Origin of the sequence: Hominilimicola sp., from assembly GCF_046972485.1 — a bacterium.
Classification (GTDB): domain Bacteria; phylum Bacillota; class Clostridia; order UBA1381; family UBA1381; genus Hominilimicola; species Hominilimicola fabiformis.
This window is the reverse complement of record NZ_JBKVWU010000004.1, coordinates 1-19,309: the sequence shown is the minus strand read 5'-3', so window position 1 is coordinate 19,309 and position 19,309 is coordinate 1. Positions and strand designations below refer to the sequence as shown.

Annotated in this window: 16 protein-coding genes; all 16 read right to left on the bottom strand. The window is 39.6% G+C overall.

Annotated features, from left to right (window positions below; all coding sequences use genetic code 11):
* Positions 1 to 68: 68 nt before the first annotated feature.
* Positions 69 to 536, bottom strand: coding sequence for a EutP/PduV family microcompartment system protein (locus ACLTU0_RS01010; RefSeq protein ID WP_412275371.1), 468 nt, complete (start codon positions 534 to 536; stop codon positions 69 to 71).
* Positions 533 to 910, bottom strand: coding sequence for a BMC domain-containing protein (locus ACLTU0_RS01005; protein WP_022230914.1), 378 nt, complete (start codon positions 908 to 910; stop codon positions 533 to 535). The genes ACLTU0_RS01010 and ACLTU0_RS01005 overlap by 4 nt, the downstream gene beginning before the upstream one ends.
* 69 nt (positions 911 to 979) lie before the next feature.
* Positions 980 to 1,435 (bottom strand): DUF1294 domain-containing protein, encoded by a 456-nt coding sequence (locus tag ACLTU0_RS01000; RefSeq protein WP_022230913.1) that lies wholly within the window; start codon positions 1,433 to 1,435, stop codon positions 980 to 982.
* Positions 1,436 to 1,507: 72 nt separating this feature from the next.
* On the bottom strand, positions 1,508 to 2,620 hold the full coding sequence (locus ACLTU0_RS00995) for an S-layer homology domain-containing protein (RefSeq protein ID WP_412321039.1): 1,113 nt from the start codon (positions 2,618 to 2,620) through the stop codon (positions 1,508 to 1,510).
* Positions 2,621 to 2,631: 11 nt separating this feature from the next.
* A complete protein-coding gene (locus tag ACLTU0_RS00990) occupies positions 2,632 to 3,621 on the bottom strand; it encodes a polysaccharide biosynthesis protein (RefSeq protein ID WP_412321037.1) in 990 nt (329 codons plus the stop codon).
* Positions 3,622 to 3,705: 84 nt separating this feature from the next.
* Positions 3,706 to 4,548, bottom strand: a complete 843-nt coding sequence (locus ACLTU0_RS00985; RefSeq protein WP_337599046.1) for a hypothetical protein — start codon at positions 4,546 to 4,548, stop codon at positions 3,706 to 3,708.
* 8 nt (positions 4,549 to 4,556) lie between these two features.
* Entirely contained in the window at positions 4,557 to 6,698 is a 2,142-nt protein-coding gene (locus tag ACLTU0_RS00980; protein WP_412275375.1) for a hypothetical protein, read from the bottom strand.
* Between the two features lie 38 nt (positions 6,699 to 6,736).
* Positions 6,737 to 8,563, bottom strand: coding sequence for an ABC transporter ATP-binding protein (locus tag ACLTU0_RS00975; protein ID WP_412321035.1), 1,827 nt, complete (start codon positions 8,561 to 8,563; stop codon positions 6,737 to 6,739).
* A 69-nt stretch (positions 8,564 to 8,632) separates the two neighbouring features.
* Positions 8,633 to 10,381: an ABC transporter ATP-binding protein gene (locus tag ACLTU0_RS00970; protein WP_412321034.1), complete on the bottom strand. Its 1,749-nt coding sequence runs from the start codon at positions 10,379 to 10,381 to the stop codon at positions 8,633 to 8,635.
* Positions 10,382 to 10,416: 35 nt separating this feature from the next.
* Positions 10,417 to 12,045, bottom strand: a complete 1,629-nt coding sequence (locus ACLTU0_RS00965; protein WP_412321033.1) for a CTP synthase — start codon at positions 12,043 to 12,045, stop codon at positions 10,417 to 10,419.
* Positions 12,046 to 12,054: 9 nt separating this feature from the next.
* Positions 12,055 to 13,227, bottom strand: a complete 1,173-nt coding sequence (locus tag ACLTU0_RS00960; protein ID WP_308457056.1) for an aminotransferase class I/II-fold pyridoxal phosphate-dependent enzyme — start codon at positions 13,225 to 13,227, stop codon at positions 12,055 to 12,057.
* Positions 13,227 to 13,709: an Lrp/AsnC family transcriptional regulator gene (locus ACLTU0_RS00955; RefSeq protein WP_022228748.1), complete on the bottom strand. Its 483-nt coding sequence runs from the start codon at positions 13,707 to 13,709 to the stop codon at positions 13,227 to 13,229. The genes ACLTU0_RS00960 and ACLTU0_RS00955 overlap by 1 nt, the downstream gene beginning before the upstream one ends.
* 230 nt (positions 13,710 to 13,939) lie before the next feature.
* Positions 13,940 to 14,710: a DeoR/GlpR family DNA-binding transcription regulator gene (locus ACLTU0_RS00950; RefSeq protein ID WP_022228749.1), complete on the bottom strand. Its 771-nt coding sequence runs from the start codon at positions 14,708 to 14,710 to the stop codon at positions 13,940 to 13,942.
* A gap of 574 nt (positions 14,711 to 15,284) precedes the next feature.
* On the bottom strand, positions 15,285 to 16,226 hold the full coding sequence (locus ACLTU0_RS00945; protein ID WP_022229839.1) for a TIGR01212 family radical SAM protein: 942 nt from the start codon (positions 16,224 to 16,226) through the stop codon (positions 15,285 to 15,287).
* A gap of 78 nt (positions 16,227 to 16,304) precedes the next feature.
* Positions 16,305 to 16,481, bottom strand: coding sequence for a DUF1540 domain-containing protein (locus tag ACLTU0_RS00940; RefSeq protein ID WP_022229840.1), 177 nt, complete (start codon positions 16,479 to 16,481; stop codon positions 16,305 to 16,307).
* A gap of 94 nt (positions 16,482 to 16,575) precedes the next feature.
* Entirely contained in the window at positions 16,576 to 18,912 is a 2,337-nt protein-coding gene (locus ACLTU0_RS00935; RefSeq protein WP_022229841.1) for an ATP-dependent Clp protease ATP-binding subunit, read from the bottom strand.
* Between the last annotated feature and the right edge of the window lie 397 nt (positions 18,913 to 19,309).

Genomic DNA, 19,309 nt, shown 5'->3' with positions numbered 1-19,309 from the left:
TTCGATATTATGCTATATCATATGCAAATTGCAAAATTTTGTGCAAAAAAACAGATAGACATTTTCGTCTATCTGCTCGTTTCTTCTTCGTCCCACGGCAATACATCGCCGTCCTCACGCAAATAATCAATTATTTTCCAAACACCCTCGCCCGTTTTTGAATCAACTCTGAAAATCGTTTCACAACCGGCAAGTCTCAACCAGCTTTCCGCTCTGTCGGGATCGGCACCGTCACTGTTTATCTGTGTAACTATTCCGATAACAGGTCTGTTACAAAGCGGTGTTACGCATGGCGGATACAATGAATACGGCTCTCTCGAACTCATCAAAAGTCCCACAACGTCCGCCTCAAACGTATACATTGCAATCGCATTTCCCAAGTTTTTGGTTTGTATGTACTCACCAGGCGTATCTATTATAACATCAAATCTGTTTACATACTGCGTCTTATGGTAATGTATTTTTTCGCCTTTAAGTGCCTGTGTAAGCGTGGTTTTACCGCACTCACTTCTACCGATAAGTATTATCTTCTTCATGTTTTTGTTATCTCGCAAACAGTAAATTTAAGAGTTCTTTCGGCATAGTCCATAATTGCACGAAGTGACGTTTCAACGTCCGCAACCATGCCCGTAATTATAAGCGTACCGCTGAAACGGTCAACAAAGCTTAAATCAACATTTGATGTTTTTGTAGCCAAGTCTGCCGCTATAATCGCCGTTTCCGCAGGACTCATTGTAAGTATTCCGATTGCACTTCTTCCGAAGTCAATTTCGGGATTAAGTCCGAGCTTCGTGTATAAAATAGGGTCGGGACTTGCGATAACGTGTGCAAGGGTAATTTGTTTACCCGGTACAAGTTCCTGTATAATTCTCAATTTATCGTCTGTCGATAAAATATCTTTCAATTCCACTGCCGTATCTTCCTTTCCGACAAATTCTCATTTTATTATATCACACTTTTTTTGAAAATTCCAGTCCTTTTAGAAAAACGTCCAAAATCCCAAAAATCCGAGTATGAAACTGTTTAAAATAAGCTGTAATACGAACAAAATCGGTATACCGACCGAAAATTTCTTTTTCAGCGTCTTGTGACGGAACACATTCATACCGATAATACCGCCTGTCGCACCGCCGAAAAAGCATACTTTCATCAATTTACTTTCTTTTATTCTTCTCTGTTTTCTCTTTGCATTTGATTTATCCGCACCAAACAGTGCGAATGCCCATATATTCATCAAAAGCAAGTATATTGCAATACCGAAAAACAAATATTTATTAGCCGTATCATTGCTGAAAAGCTTTATCGCATTCGGCCATGGCAGACTTTGAAACCAATCTGCCAACATTCCGAACAGCTTTTGCAGCCCCTCAAGCAATGCACGAAAACCTATATAAATATACTGTCCTGCGGTTTGCAATGCCTCATGTATATCCAATTAAACCCTCTCCCAAATTACATAGTTATTAATGTATTTTACAACAATTCTTTTACTTTTGCAACACCGTTTTTAATAACAATTATAAAGTCTTACCATTGTTGCAACTGCCTGTTCAACGGTGTAATTTCCTTTCGGAGCAAATTCAGTATCCGAAACTCCTTCCATAATCTTCATTGAATTCATAATCGAAACAGACTCTCTCGCCCAATCGGATATTAAATTTTCATCATAAAATGTCGTACCGTTCGGCTCGACAATCGTCTTGTTTCCCAAAAATTCAGCCGTTCTGTAAAGAATAGCCGCCGCCTGTTCACGTGTAATATTATCATCGGGTGCAAAAGTTCCGTTGTCCATACCGTAAATTATCCCTGCACCCGACAAAAATTTAATTTTTTCATCATCACAATCGGAATATGAAACTTCGCTGATTTTTTCTTCAAGCTGTCTTTCTGCGATAACCTGCTTTATTGCGTCCTGTTGACCTTTTCTTGAGTCGGCAATCGGATTAAATTTCGTTGCGGTAAGACGATAAATCAAATCACAAAATTCTTTTCTTGTTATACTTCTTGTATATTCATTTGTAAAATCTACCGGCAGTAAATTACAAGCCGCCGCCTTTTGCATTTCTTCTTTCGCCCAATCGCTCGCACCGTCTGACGAAAACATATTGTCTTCAGGCACAACCGCCACATCATCAGATGTAACATCACGCAAGTTATATCCTTCATATAAATATTTGGTTTGCAATATTGAATTTTCCGTATATAACGCATTTCTTGCATTTCCTATATACGGAAAATACCACAAATAATTTTCCTTAACCTCTCCGTGAGATTTGCTCGGTTCACCGTATCTTCCTACTAATATACCTGAATTTGCATTCACAACATAAGATTTTGTTTTGTCCTTATTCCATAGCTTAATATAATAATAGCCGTTATTCGACTGCGGTAAAATCACAGGCTCATAGCCCTGAAAATTCCAATACACATTAAGCCACTGTTGCAAATCTTCCTGTTCAATATCCGCACATTTTCCGTTATCTCCCACTATAACCGCACTTTGAATATCGGATATATCATTCACTCCCAAAACGCTCTGAAAAGAAAACATTTCGGCAAATGCCGTTGTTGACATTGTTGTTGCAAATATGATACCTATAATACAAAGCAATTTTTTCATAGCTCTCCCCCTTAACTGTTTGTCATTTTCATTATAATTTCACGAACTCCGTCACTGTCGTTTTTGTAGGCTTTTTCGTACAGCTTATCAAGCATTTCCGCAAAATTTTCTATACTGCTGCCGTTTACACGCAATATTTTTTTATAGCGTGTTTTTTGCGGTTGTTCAAAGTCAAAAAACAGTTTTTCGTGAAGTTTATCCCCTTTTCTCAGACCTGTAAACTCAATTTTTACATCTTTGTACGGCACTTTTCCACCGTCTTTTATAACTTTTTCCGCAACGTCAAGTATTCTCACCGCTCCGCCCATATCAAATACAAAAATTTCGCCGCCATTCGCAACCGTCAATGACATCAGAACAAGCTCAACCGCCTGCGGTATCGTCATAAAAAATCGTGTTACGTCCTTATCCGTCACCGTCACAACTCCGTTTTCAACCTGTTTTTTAAACAACGGAATAACAGAACCGTTGGAATTTAAAACATTTCCAAAACGCACCGCTGAGAATTTAGTGTGTTTTGATTTCAGCGACTTTTCATACACATACATTTCACAACAACGCTTACTTGCACCCATCACGCTTACCGGCTCAACCGCCTTATCCGTTGAAATAAGCACAAAATTGTCCGCGTTATATTTTTCGGCTAAATCGGCAACCGTTTCTGTACCCTTTACATTGTTTTTAACAGCCTCCTCGGGATTAAGCTCCATAAAAGGAACGTGCTTATGTGCCGCCGCGTGAAATACAATATCGGGACGGTATTTATTCATAATGCAGTCCATTTTCTCATAATCGCGAACAGACGCAATTTCAACCGTCACCTTGTCGCCGACTTCACATTTTACACTGTACGCACCGTTTTCGTATATATCGACAATTACGATTTTTTCCGCATTGAATTTTGACAGTGAACGCACTATTTCACTGCCGATTGAACCTCCGCCGCCAGTAACCATACAGATTTTCCCCTCTATATATGGCTGAACATCTTTTAAATCCATAACAGTACCTTTCATAATTCTCAAAAAGACTGTCTAATGACAGTCTTTTTGACCATAAGCAAACCACAGCTTGCCTACCTTATTTTAGTCTTCCTTGAATGGGAATATATCACCCAAAAGTTCTTTGGCTTTTGATTTTACACCCTCGCCCTTTAGCTTGATTTCTCTTGTAGCGTCCATATCGACTTTTTCAGACTTTTCGTTTTCTTTCTCGTCCTCGAAATCTTCGCTCGGATTACGTTTAGGCTGATAATTCTTTCTCTTTATTTTCTTAACGTCGTCAAGTTCTTCGTCAAATTCTTCTTTTAATACTGATTTAGGCTTTACTCTTTCATTTCTCGGTTTAGACTGTGCCTCTTCCCATCTTCTGAAACGTGCTTCTTCCTCCGCACTGACTTCATTAAGTACAGGCTGTTTTGCAGTCGGCTTTAATCCTTCATCATCAAGTGCAAGACTTTCGTTTAAATTCTTAATATCAACTTCTTGTTCCGAAAAACCGCCTACGTTGTTTACGAATTTTTCTTCAATATCTTTTCTCAATGCTCTGATTTCAAATGAAAGGTGATTATCTTTCTTTGAAAGTTTGTAAAATCTGTTTCCAATCCAAAAGCTGATAATCGCATTAATTATAATAGTGAATATAAACCAAAATACAGCCCATCCCTTTGACAAGTATTTCTTATTTGAAACTTGTGTTGAAGTGTCCGTTTGAGTCTGTACATTTCCGGCTGCCGGAATTTGTGCCTGTGTATTTTGATTGGCTGTGTTATTTTGATTGGCCGTATCTTGCTGGGTTGTGTCAACTTGTTCTGCCTGTTGAGTGTTGTTTGCAGGTGCCGGAGTTGCTGCCAATACGAATGGTGATGCTGAAAATGCCATAATACCGGTTGCAAATATTACCATAATTTTCTTTTTTATATTCATCATAATCTCTCCTATTCAACTACGTCTTTAAAAGTTTCACGCATTTTTTTCTTTGCCGGAATTCTCGACATTTTCGCTTTACTTGCACTGTATACTCTCGTATACGCAAGCATTTTATCCTCATCTTCCTTGCTCTTGTTATATCCGATTAAGAACCAATTCCAAAAGCTCGGAGGCATTGTTTCCGTATTAATCATAACTTCGTGATAATGTCCCGGTGACTCGATTATTTCAAGTGCCAATTTAGGAATCATAAAATTAAAGCACGAAGTCTGCGTTTTTCTCATTTCCAAAAGCAGTTTTCTGACTCTGTTTGCACACTTTTCGGCTTTCATCTGATTGCCGTAAGTTCCCTGCCAACGATAAACCGCATAAAGCAGTCTTGAAATCAAAAGCGGTGAATTATTATTTCTTATATCGTCCGTAACTTCAGGTTTCAAGCTCGTATATGTCGCACGCTGATACGGTATATATCCTACCTTTGAAAGCATACGTCTGATTTTCTGCAAATCCTGTTCTCTTTCGCCTTTTGTTTTCGCATGAAGTGTTTTTGAAATACCGTACTTAGACCAATCCAAGTTATTGTTGTAGATATACTTTATACAGCTTTTCTTCAAGAACGGATCTTTTGTCGAAGATTCAAAATATGCAACCAATTCTGCCAAATCGGACTTTTCCCAACCCTTTACCTGCGTAAAGGCGTTAAGTCCCGTACCTGTTATGACAATCTGCGATGCCAAAAGCACGAATAATTTTAAATCTTCTTTATTTGTAAACAACGATTTCCATGTATCAACCTCTGCCATATGCTTTATACTTCCGAACAGTCCAAGCAGTTCGGTTTTATTCTTATCTGAAATATCGTCTATATTTTCACGAACAAAATTCATATAAATCGAAAGCTTTGCTCTTATCGCATTTGCCTGTTCTTTTGCATTTTCGCCATTGCCCAAAGGATTTACAAATTCAACATTCTCGCCTTTGCAAAGTTTTTCGATACATTGACCCATATAAATTTCCGTCACGCGTTCTTTTTCGTTCGGGAACAATTCAATATTGTCAAACATAATCTTTGAAAGTTCAAATTTTACGTTTTTCATATTAAGGTCGTTTATAGCCGGATAAAGTTCAAGCACTCGTGTTTTGAAAGCATTGTCGCCTGCCGATTTTTTTAGCTTAATAAGTTTTCCGCCTATACCCGTTTTGGTTGTATTTTCCCAAGTTGCCTGCCAGTCAAGCAGTTGTGTCATTGACGTGAAATGATACTTTCTGTATATTTCACGAAGTTTATCAATGTCAAATCCCAACAGCATTGACTTTGCACTATGCGGAAATTTTGTATTTTCTATATCAATATAGATACAATTTTTTCTCGCCTCAATGGCTTGACCTGTTATATTATTATGCTGTTTTATAGTTCCGTGGAACACAATCTGTTTTTGTTTATCCGACGGTAAGTACACGTTATACGTTGAAATACCTGTGTTTTCGGAAAGACTGATTGGTAAAATCCACTTTAATGCAAGCAAATACATCTGCACCGTTTCCGCGTCATTTGCCGCGATACATATATTTTTAATATCATCTGAAGTCAGAAGCCTTGTCGCTCTGTCTAAAACATAAGTCAATTCATACTTATGTTCGCCGATAAAGTTGATAACCTTATTTTCGACACCTTCAGACGGTGCGATATTATCAAGCGGTTTCAAATAATGAACAATCTGACCGTTTAAATCCTTTTCGGTAAGATGCGTTCTGTAACGCTTATGTCCGATATATCTTTCCGGCAAAAAGTTTTCGTCAACATCATCAAATATAAATGCATGAGCAAACACATTGCCCGGTTGACCGTCAAAATCATAACCGGCATAAGAAATCTGCATTGCAACATATCTTCCGTCTGAAAGTCTGAACGTTCTGAAAATTTTCGGAAACAGTTCAGGCACTGTCGGATCGCAAGGTGTCTGTGTATATTTAATTTCATTGTTTTTCGGAAGTCTGTAAGTAGCAAATCTTATTGTTTCATCAATATTTTGCTTTGTAAGTCCCTGTGTGCATGAAAACACTCTCAGTCCCGACTGATTGACAAGTCCAAGTTCGGGATCGGACAGGCTATGCTGTACAGAGGTATAGATTAACTGATATACCTTCATTTTATCTGACCATTCCTTTCTATGCCATATAGCATAAATTAATCAAGTTCTTTGAGTCCCGTATACAATTCAAAATATCTGCCTTTCTTTTCAAGCAGTTCTTCGTGAGTACCTCTTTCGATAATCTCACCGTTTTCAAGTACCATAATCGCGTCCGCATTACGAATTGTAGACAGTCTGTGTGCTATAACAAACGTGGTTCTGTCCTCCATAAGAGCGTCCATACCCTCATTGATATGTTTTTCCGTTCTTGTATCGACGGAGCTTGTCGCCTCGTCAAGCACAAGTATCGGTGCTTTTGACAAAGCGGCTCGCGCAATATTCAAAAGCTGACGCTGACCTTGTGAAAGGTTTGAACCGTCCCCCTTTAGCATTGTATCATAGCCTTCAGGCATATTTTTTATGAACATATCCGCACAAGAAGTTTTCGCCGCCTGTCGAACTTCTTCATCGGTAGCCGAAAGTCTGCCGTAACGGATATTTTCCATAATTGTGCCTGTAAACAAATGTGTATCTTGTAAAACCATCGCGATGTTTTCTCTTAAACATTCAAGGCTTATATCCTTAATGTCAACACCGTCAATAGTGATTTTTCCTTTATTGATATTATAAAAACGTGTAATCAAGTTGGTTATTGTCGTTTTACCCGCACCTGTTGATCCGACAAGTGCTATTTTCTGTCCCGGGTGGGCGAAAACAGAAACATCTTTCAAAATTGTTTTATCGGGATTATATCCGAATGTCACACCTTCAACCAAGACGTCACCGTGTACTTTATCAAGTACAAGTTTTTTACCGTCATCTATTTCTTCCGTCTCGTCCATTACGTTAAATACACGTTCCGCACCGGCAAGTGCCGACATAATATTTGTAACCTGCTGTGCAAGTTCGTTTATAGGTCTTGAAAACTGTCTTGAATAGTTTACGAAAACAGTAAGACCGCCTATGTCAAGCGCGGAAAACGGAACACCTCCGCCCCAACGTGACGCGAAAGCGATTATCGAGCCGACACAAGCCGTCAATGTGTAGTTGACCTGGCTCATTGCGTTCATACAAGGCCCCATAATTCCGCTTATAAACTGTGCCTTAACCTGTGAATTTCTAAGACTTTGATTAAGCTCGGAAAATTCATTTACGACATTTTCTTCATAATTAAATACCTTAACAACCTTTTGACCTGTAACGGTTTCTTCGATATAACCGTTTACTTTACCCAAGTCGGTTTGTTGTTTCATAAAATATTTTCGCGATTTACCGGCTATGGCAGTTCCGATTTTTGCAATAATCGGTGATACTACAATCGTCACAACCGCAAGCACCCAGTTTGTGTAAAGCATAAGTGCAAGTGTACCGATTAAAGTTATCGTACCCGAGAAAATCTGTACAAGAGTCGAATTAAGCATTTCGCCGATAATATCAACGTCATTAGTAAAACGGCTCATTATGTCCCCCGTAGGGTTTGTGTCAAAATATCTGACAGGAAGTTTCTGCACCTTACGGAACAAATGCTCTCTGATACGTTTCAGAGTACCCTGTGAAACGCTAATCATAATACGTCCCTGCAAATATGTCGCACCGACACCGAGTACATAAACCACTGCCATAAGTGCAAGTCCTGCCATAAGCGAAGTGATTTTCTGCTGAGGTGTTTTGGTCGAATCGATAAGTCCGTTAATAATCGGTCTTAAAAGATACGAGCCGCACAATGTTGACGCAGAACTTACCAAAACACACACAAATGCCGCCGCAATTTTATGCTTTTCCTGTTCCAAATATGAAAACAGTCTTTTTGCAGTTGCCTTTGTATTTTTAGGTTTCTGTTTTTTCTGATTTCTGTTCCTGTTCGGTGGTCCCATTGGAGGCATTTTACTTCCATAGCCTTTCTGCCCACATAGTCAATACATTTCTTATCGTGGGCTGATAAGATGTACAAATTAAGAAACTTCTTTTTCTTTATCTGTTTGAGAATAGTAAATATCGCGATATTCTTCACAATTTTTCATAAGTTCATTGTGATTTCCCATACCGACAATCTTTCCGTCCTCAAGCACAATTATTTTATCCGCGTCTATTACGGATGTAATTCTCTGTGCTATTATTATTTTAGTCGAGTGTTTCAAACTCGTTGTAAACGCTTGTCTGATTTTAGCCTCTGTGGCTGTGTCAACGGCACTTGTACTGTCGTCAAGTATAAGAATTTTCGGTTTTTTCAAAAGCGCTCTTGCAATACACAATCTCTGCTTTTGTCCGCCCGAAACATTGACACCGCCTTGTCCGAGTTCCATATTATAGCCGTCCGTAAATGCGTTTACAAATCCGTCAGCCTGTGCGGCGTCCGCAGCGGCACGAATTTCTTCCATTGTGGCATTTTCGTCACCCCAACGAAGATTTTCTTCTATACTACCGCTGAACAATACATTTTTCTGAAGTACCATACCGACGCCGTCACGCAAATTTTTAAGACCGTAATCCTTAACATTCACGCCGTCAACAAGCACTTCACCGTCTGTAACGTCATAAAGACGCGGTATAAGCTGTACAAGCGACGATTTACCCGAACCTGTTGTGCCGATTATACCGACAATTTCTCCCGGCTCTGCGGTAAACGAAATATTTTCAAGTACGTTTTCTTTACGTTTTTCGTAATACTTGAAATAAACATTTTTAAATTCAACTCTGCCGTTTTCAACTTTCTTATCCTTTTGACCCGCATTTTCATCTGTAAGGTCTACATCTGTTTTAAGCACTTCCGTAATTCTTGTCGATGACGCAAGTGCACGCGAAAGCTGTAAGAAAAGCATTGACACCATCATAAGTGACATAAGAATTTGCGTAATATATGTTGTAAACGCAGTAAGGTCACCAACGCCCATACTTCCGCCTACAACAAAATTACCGCCGAACCATACCACAAGCAATGTTGTTATATTCATTGCCAACGTCATAATCGGCATTGTCGTTATAACGATTTTCAAGGCTCTCATTGTAGTATTCATAAGGTCTGAGTTGGCATCTTCAAATTTTTCTGTTTCAAAATCCTGTCGTACAAAAGATTTTATAACTCGAACATTCGTTATATTCTCTTGTATACCCGAATTAAGATTATCAAGTTTTTTCTGCATTGCACCAAATCGCGGAAACGCGGTTTTTAAAAGCAACCCTATCACTATCGCCAGTATCGGAATAACGAATGCCAATATAAGCGCAAGTTCTTTATTAATCGAACAAGCCATTATAATACCGCCTATCAGCATACCCGGTGAACGCATTGCCATAATCAGAAGCATTCTAACCATATTCTGCACTTGCGTAATGTCGTTCGTCAGACGCGTAACAAGTGAGCCTGTAGAAAAGTTATCTATATTCTTAAATGAGAAGTTCTGTACCTTTTCAAATACTCCCTGTCTTAAATCCGCACTGAAATAAACCGATGCCCTAATCGCAAAGAAATGACCGCCGATACCGCCGATTATCATAATACAGATACACGCAATCATAAGCAACGCCCGCGACAAAATATATCCCGTTCCAAGTCCTGCGACTTCCGCACCGATACCGCTGTCAATCATTGACGCCATAATTTTAGGCAACACGATTTCCCCCGCAACTTCCGTAAGCATAAGCAAAGGACCTAATATGAAAAACAACATATACGGTTTTATATACTTCCAATAATATTTCAAGTTAATCTTACCTTTCTGTCAAGCAGGCAATCCAATTATTCAGCCGCCTTATTCTTCTTGTCCAATGCCGCCTTGATAAATGAGGCAAACAATGGGTGCGGACGGTTAGGTCTTGACTTGAATTCAGGGTGGAACTGAACACCGATATACCATGGGTGATTAGGAATTTCTACCATTTCAACAAGTTTATCGTCAGGTGACTGACCTGAAATAACCATTCCCTTGTCTGTTATTTCATTTCTGTAGAAGTTGTTAAATTCATATCTGTGACGATGTCTTTCATAAATAAGGTCACTGTTATAAACCTTTTGTGCAAGTGTGTTCGGTGTAACCTTACACGGATACAATCCAAGACGCATTGTACCGCCCAAATCTTCAACGTCACGTTGTTCAGGCATAAGGTCGATTACAGGGTGAGTTGTGTCAGGGTTAAGTTCCGATGAATTTGCGTCCTTGTAGCCAAGTACGTTTCTTGCGTATTCTATAACCGCAATCTGCATACCAAGACAAATTCCAAGATACGGAATTTTGTGTTCTCTTGCATATTGAGCGGCAATAATCTTACCCTCAATACCTCTGTCACCAAAACCGCCCGGTACAAGAATACCGTCAGAATCTTTAAGAAGTTTATCCACAGTCTTTGCAGTAACTTCTTCACTGTTTATCCACTTGATATTAACGTTTGAGTAATTCTGTATTCCGCCGTGCTTTAGCGATTCAACGATACTGATATACGCGTCGTGCAATGATACATATTTACCTACAAGTGAAATTGTAACTTCTTCCTTGCCGCCGTTCATAAGGTCTTTAACGACGTCAACCATCTTTGTCCAATCGTCAAGCTGTGGCTTTCTGTCCTCAAGTCCAAGACGGTTACATACAACCTTTGCAAGTCCTTCTTCTTCAAGTGCAAGAGGAACTTCATAAAGCGTATCAAGGTCAAGGTTTTCGATAACACATTCAGGTGATACATTACAGAATAGCGCAATCTTTTCTGCAAGTCCTTCTTCAAGAGGCTTTTCAGTTCTTAAAACAAGTACGTCAGGCTGAATACCAAGGCTTAGAAGTTCCTTAACACTGTGCTGTGTCGGCTTTGTCTTTTGCTCGCCAGATGTTGAAAGATACGGTACAAGTGTAAGGTGGATATACATACAATTTTCCTTACCGACTTCCTTTACAACCTGTCTGATTGATTCAAGGAACGGTGTAGATTCAATATCACCGACTGTTCCGCCGATTTCCGTAATAACAATATCTGTGTCCTGCGTATTTGCAACACGGTAAACTCTTGACTTGATTTCATTTGTGATATGCGGAATTACCTGTACGGTTCTTCCCTCATAGTCACCGCGTCTTTCCTTTGAAATAACCGACCAATAAATTTTACCTGTTGTTACGTTTGAATTTACGCTTAGGTTTTCGTCGATAAATCTTTCATAGTGTCCAAGGTCAAGGTCTGTTTCCGCACCGTCATCTGTAACGAAAACTTCACCGTGCTGATACGGACTCATTGTACCCGGGTCCATATTGATATAAGGGTCAAACTTCTGCATTGTAACCTTATATCCTCTTGCCTTTAACAATCTTCCCAATGATGCGGCTGTAATGCCCTTACCAAGTCCTGAAACAACTCCGCCTGTTACGAATATATACTTTGTATCCATTTTTTCCTCCTATTTACTGTGTCTTTTAACAAACTTCTCTATTCTTTTAAGTGCTTCTTGAATGTTCTCAATCGAATACGCATATGAACAGCGTATAAATCCCTCTCCGCTCTCGCCGAACGCATTGCCCGGTACGACAGCGACCTTTTCTTCCATAAGCAGATTTTGACAAAATTCTTCACTTGTCATACCCGTAGATTTTATGCAAGGGAATACATAAAATGCTCCGAGCGGTTCAAAACAACTAAGTCCCATTGCTCTGAAACCGTCCACTATGTAGCGTCTTCTGTAATTGTACTCACGGCGCATTTCCGCAACGTCATCGTCACAGCTCTTTAGTGCCTCAATCGCAGCGAATTGTGCGGTTGTCGGTGCTGACATTATGCCGTACTGATGAATTTTTGTCATAAGCTTTATAATTCTTTCAGGACCTAACGCATAACCAAGACGCCAACCGGTCATAGCGAATGTCTTTGAAAAACCGCTTACAACAACAGTTCTTTCTTTCATACCCTCAAAATTTGAAAACGGAATATGCTTTTCGCCGTCATAACGAAGTTCAGCATAAATCTCGTCTGACAGTACCATTATATTTGTACCGCGAAGTACCTCCGCAATAGCCTCCAAATCTTCCTTTGACATAATTCCGCCTGTCGGATTATTCGGATACGGCAGAATTAAAAGTTTTGTCTTGTCGGTAATCTTTTCTTTAAGCTGTTCCGGCAAAAGTCTGAAATTGTCCTCTTCTTTTGTTTCAATCGGAACAGGAACACCGCCTGCCATAACCGTACAAGGGCGATAACAAACGAAACAAGGCTCCGGAATAAGTACCTCGTCACCTGGATTAATAAGCGTTCTTACCATAAGGTCAATCGCCTCACTGCCTCCTACCGTTACAAGAACTTCTTTTTTCGGATTATATTTTATATCGAATTTTCTGTCATAGTAATTGCAGATTTCTTCACGCAATTCCATAAGTCCGGCATTTGCGGTGTAGTGCGTCTGTCCTTTTTCAAGCGAATATATGCCGGCTTCACGAATTGCCCAAGGTGTTGTAAAATCAGGCTCACCGACGCCAAGCGAAATAGCATCGTCCATTTCTGCAACTATATCAAAAAACTTTCTTATGCCTGACGGCGGTAAAGCCGAAACTACCGGTGAAATAATTTTTTCATAATCTATCATAGCGTAATTACCTGTCTTGTATCCTTTTCATCGTCCTCGAATACAATTCCTTCCTCTTTGTATTTTTTTAGCACAAAATGAGTTGCCGTTGAAATTATCGAATCCATCGGTGCAAGCTTCTGCGCAACGAACAATGCCACTTCTTTCATACTCTTGCCCTCGATTGTAACGGCCAAGTCATATGCACCGGACATTAGGTAAAGTGATTTTACCTGTGGGTATTTGTAAATTCTCTCTGCCACCTTATCAAATCCTTCACCTCTTTGCGGAGTTATGCGAAGTTCGATAAGCGCAACAACAACGTCTTTGTCGGTCTTATCCCAATTTACAATGGTTTTGTAACCGACAATAACGTTTTCCTTTTCCATTTTTTCAATCTTGTCGGCGACTTCCTTTTCCTCCATACCAAGCATCTGCGCGATTTTCGCTCGTGATACATTACCTTTTTCCTTGTCAAGAATGTTTAAAATTTCTTCCATAAAAGTCAGCCTCCAATACTTTGTTCTGTAACCGTTTTCACATTTTTACATATGAATAGTCATTTTATCTTATAATTATATCGTATTTACGCTAAAAATGCTATACCTTTTTTCAAAAAAGTTTCACAAATTTAAAAAAAATTAAAAAATCGGTGTTTTTACACCGATTTGGGTTGTATTTTTGCCACTCGGGCGACCGATGATCGCCCCTACGAATTGCTACACACTTTTTACTTTTCCACTTCCACAAGTTTAACGTCCTGTTCGGCAAGTGCCACTTGCCATTCATCTGTCAGTTGTGCGTCTGTAATAAAGCAATCTATACCGTCAAGACCCGAAATTCTCGGAACACCTATTTTACCGATTTTATTTTTATCGCAAAGGAAAATTGCCGATTCACTACACGAAAGCATTGCTTTTTTTATTTCAGCCTCGCCCTCGCTCGAATCAACAAGCCCACGACCGAGCGTTACACCTCTGCATGAGAAAAAGCACTTATTCGCATAATAATTTTCTTTTATTGTTTTTTCCGCAACACGTCCGATATACGACATATTTCTCGGCGTCAGTTCACCGCCGACGCACACAACGTGAATATGGTCACACATTGAAAGTTCATTCACGATTTTTTCAGCATTTGTAATAACAGTTATACCACGTTTACCTTTTATGTATCTCGCCAAGTGCCATGCCGATGTACTTGCGTCAAGAAATATAGTTTCACCGTCTTTTATAAGGTCAGCCGCATATTTTCCTATACGTTGTTTGCCCTCATAATTCACCGTATCACGTTCCGTTATTGCAAGTTCGATTTCGCTGTTATCAACAAGCGTTGCACCGCCGTATGTACGAACAAGCACGCCTTGTTTTTCAAGTTTTTCAAGGTCACCGCGAATTGTTTCGGTTGTAACCTCAAACTGTTTTGCAAGTTCCACCACAAGTACACTCTTGTTTTTATTTATTATCTGCTCTATTCTGTTTCTGCGTTCAACTGCAAGCATATCTAATCTCCATTCTTATTTGTTGTATGTATTTTATCATATTTTCCCTATCTTTTCAATACGGTGCAAAAATAAAAAGAATATGCTTTTCTCTTGCCACCCCTCAGTCGACTTTGTCGACAGCTCCCCTCGATGGGAGCCGAAAAGCCTCTCCTTGAGGAGAGGTGCCCAAAGGGCGGAGTGGTGGCTTCGTACAGGACAATGACCTCAACGCCCATTTTTCTCCACCCCTCAGTCGACTTTGTCGACAGCTCCCCTCGATGGGAGCCTTATATGCCTCTCCTTGAGGAGAGGTGCCCCAAGGGCGGAGTGGTGGTTTCGTACAGGACAATGACCTCAACGCCCATTTCTTCTCCCCCCTCAGTCGACTTTGTCGACAGCTCCCCTCTATGGGAGCCTTATATGCCTCTCCTTGAGGAGAGGTGGCACGCAGTGTCGGAGTGGTGGTTTCGTGTGGAACGGCACCCTTGACGTCACTTTTCAGCACTACCGTGAGCGACCGATGGTCGCCCCTACGACAGTATTACACTGTCCCAAAATTCAAAAAAGAGAAGTCAGTGACTTCTCTTTTTTACTATTCACCATACTTAACCCCTTGATAAGTATCCCGTTTCACCATAAGTTTATCAATTTCATTAAGCACTACAAATTTCTTCAAACTCCACAGCGGACCTACAAGTGAATCACGTCCGCCGTCACCGGTAAGTCGTTGTATAACCGTTTCTTCCGAAAAAACTTCAAGCTGATTTACTATCGTTTCAACGTAATCTTCAAGAGTCATAAGTTCAAACTCACCTCTTGCGTACATATCTGCAAGGCGAGTATTTTTCAAAACGTGCAGTAAATGCAATTTCACGCAATGCGGATTTAGTTTCGCCACCGCCTTTGCACTTTCAAGCATCATATCTGTCGTTTCACCCGGCAAGCCGTCAATAAGATGTACGCACACATTTATATTTCTATCCTGTAATTTTTTATAACCGTCCAAAAACTCCGCATATGTATGGCAGCGATTAATCTTTTCACCGGTTTCGTCAAAAACAGTCTGCAAACCGAGTTCGGTCACAAGATATGTTCTTTCATTCAATTCCGACAAATAATCAAGCACATCATCTTCAAGGCAATCCGCACGCGTCGCAATACTTATCCCAACCACGTTATCCTGTTTCAGCACAGGCTCAAACCTTTCACGCAACACGCTTGCAGGTGCATATGTATTTGTATGTGCCTGAAAATACGGAATATACTTAGCCTCGTGCCACTTTTTATGCATACGCTCCTTGACTTCCTCAAACTGCGTAAGAATATTATGTGACGGATCACCGGCAAAATCACCGCTGCCGCTTGACGAACAATATATACACCCTCCGACGCCCTTTTTACCGTCGATATTCGGACACGTAAAACCGCCGTTTAACGCCACCTTAAACACCTTACCGCCGAATTTCCGCTGAAGATGATAGTTCCATGTATGATATCTTTTATTGTCGTTTGAATACTTAAATTTATTCTCCATAATTTTCTCCATAAACAAAGGGACTGTAGAAAAAACATAATTTTTCTACAGTTCCTTTTAGGGTTCTGAAATTTTTTATTACTTCTTCAATTCAAATGAGTTACAGTCTGTACATTCAACCATTGTAGGATTAGCCTCGTGCGTACCCACTTGAATACTTGAAAGTGAACAATAATCTGCTGAATCACAGTGATTTGCACACTGTGTTACAGTACATTTAATACTTTCATTCTTTTCGCCGTTACAACATGCCATGATATTTTACCTCCATAAAATAATATTTAATACCGCCCCTGCGGCACATAAATATTATTTGCAGTTAGGTTTAAAATATCACAGGAAAATCATACTAATTTTCAAGCAAGTTTGAAACTGCCGTAAGTGTGATTTCGTTGTCTTTTCTGTCGGCGGTGATCACACAGCCCGATGTAATCTGACCTGTAAGCGACAAGATTGAAAGTTTATCCTCCAAAAGTTTTTGGATTGCTCTCTTAAGCGGTCTTGCACCGTATCGCTTATCGTAACCCTTTTCCAAGATAAGTTCCTTCGCTTCATCGGTAACAACAAGTTTTGCGTCTTTTTCCGCAAGTTTTGCGTGAATATCCTTTAGCAATAGGTCAATAATCTGTCTTAGATTTTCCTTTGTAAGCGGTTTGAATGTTACAATTTCGTCAATTCTGTTAAGGAATTCAGGCTTAAAGAACTGTTTTAAACTCTTATCCACGTTATCGTCAAGTTTAACTTCATCATTCGAGTTAAACCCTGCCGCCGCCGACTTAAATTCAGACCCTGCATTTGTTGTCATTATAATAATGGTATTTTCAAAATTAACTATTTTACCGTGACTGTCCGCAACACGTCCGTCATCAAGAATTTGCAAGAACAAATTAAACACTTCAGGGTGTGCTTTTTCGATTTCGTCAAGCAATATTACGGAATACGGCTTTCTTCTAACCTTTTCTGTAAGCTGACCGGCATCATCATATCCGACATATCCCGGAGGTGAGCCGATTAATTTTGAAACCGAATGTTTCTCCATATATTCCGACATATCAATTCTGATAAGCGATTCTTCGTTATCAAACATAACTTCCGCAATCGTCTTAACAAGTTCTGTTTTTCCGACACCTGTCGGGCCTGCAAATATAAACGATACAGGACGTTTTCTTGTAGTAATATCAGCTCTGCCGCGTCTTATCGCACGCGAAACAGCCTCAACAGCCTCATTCTGACCGATAACCCGCTCATGAATACGCGATTCAAGATTAAGAAGTTTTGTAGATTCGTCCTCCGTCAAGCGATGTACGGGAATTTTAGTCCACCCCTCGATAACAGCCGCAATATCGTCAAACGTAATCTCTGCTTTTTTAGCCTCGTTTTCAGCCGTTTCAATATCTTTTTCAACTTTAAGTTTTTCTGTTTTTAAGTTGGCTATTTTTTCAAAATCGCCATCATCGGTAGCCGTTTCAATATCTTCCTCTATGACATCAAGTCTGTCCTCCAACAATTTAACGTCATAAAGTGCCTTATTTTTAAGATTTACTCTTGAACCTGCTTCGTCTATTACGTCAATAGCCTTGTCAGGCAAAAATCTGTCTGTTATATATCTTTCCGACAACCTTACCGCCTGTTCGATTATATCGTCAGAAATTTTTACAGAATGGTAATTTTCGTAATAATCCTTAATACCTTTCAAAATCTCGATACTTTCGTCAATAGAAGGCTCGTCGATAAGAACAGGTTGGAAACGTCTTTCAAGCGCAGAATCCTTTTCTATATGTTTTCTGTACTCTGTAAGAGTTGTCGCACCGATTATCTGAATTTCACCTCTTGCAAGTGCCGGCTTCAGAATATTCGCCGCACTCATTGCCCCTTCTGCGTCGCCTGCCGCAACAATATTATGAATCTCATCAATTACAAGTACAACGTTACCTCTTTCGGCAGCCTCGTTTAAAAGACTTTTCAGTCTTGCCTCAAACTGTCCTCTGAACTGCGTACCTGCCACAAGTGCCGTAAAATCAAGCAAATAAAGCTGATATTCAAAAAGTTTAGGCGGAACATTCTTTTCATATATTCTGCAAGCCAAGCCCTCTGCAACGGCAGTTTTACCTACACCCGGCTCACCCAAAAGAACTGGATTATTCTTTGAACGTCTGTTCAAAATCTGAATTACACGTTCAATCTCCGCATCTCTATTTACAACTCTGTCAACCTCGCCTCTTGCGGCTTTTTCGGTAAGATTTGTGCCGTAAGTATCAAGCATGGTCTTTTTCTGTTTTTTCTTCGACTGCTTTTTGTCTTTCGCCTTTTTATTCTCCTCGGTACTTTCGTCACTGTTTGAGTTAGAGCCAAGATTATTAAAGAAATCTTTAAACGCATCAAGAGGAGCGGTAGCCGCACCGCCTTCGTCGTCCTCACCGCCCGAAATCTGTCCGAGCATTTCCGACAAATCGCCGTCCATACCAGGCATACCTTCCATACTCTCCATAAATTCGGACATCTGATTATTTATATTTTCAAGTTCTTCGTCAGACACACCGAAATTATCTATCATTTGATTAATCGGAGCAATCCCCAGCTCTTTTGCACATGACAGACAAAGTCCTTCGCTTGTGGTCTTTCCGTTTTCCATTTTTGTAATGAAGAAAACCGCAGGGTTTTTCTTACATTTTGCACATAATGTCATCACTTTTTTCCTTTCTATATATCTTAAAACGGTTTTACCGCCGAAAATACACAATTTTTGAAGTTATTATACCATATCAATCTAAAATTTTAAACCCCTTTTTAAGTATGTTTACAAATATTTCACTTTTCGCAAAAATAATTGGAATATATTGTAAATTTATTTCATATACTTTATATATAGAATAAATTTCACAAAAAGGACAAGTTTTATTATGAATACACAACAGTTAAAAAACAGTAAATGTATAGCGGTTTCAAACTATACCCGCCGTCAAAAATCTTCACGTCTGAAAGGCGAGCTTATAGCATTCTTTTCAGTATTATCTATTATATGCACCTGCCTTTATATTATAATTTCATCTCTGCCATACTAAAAAATTACCCATATATAATTT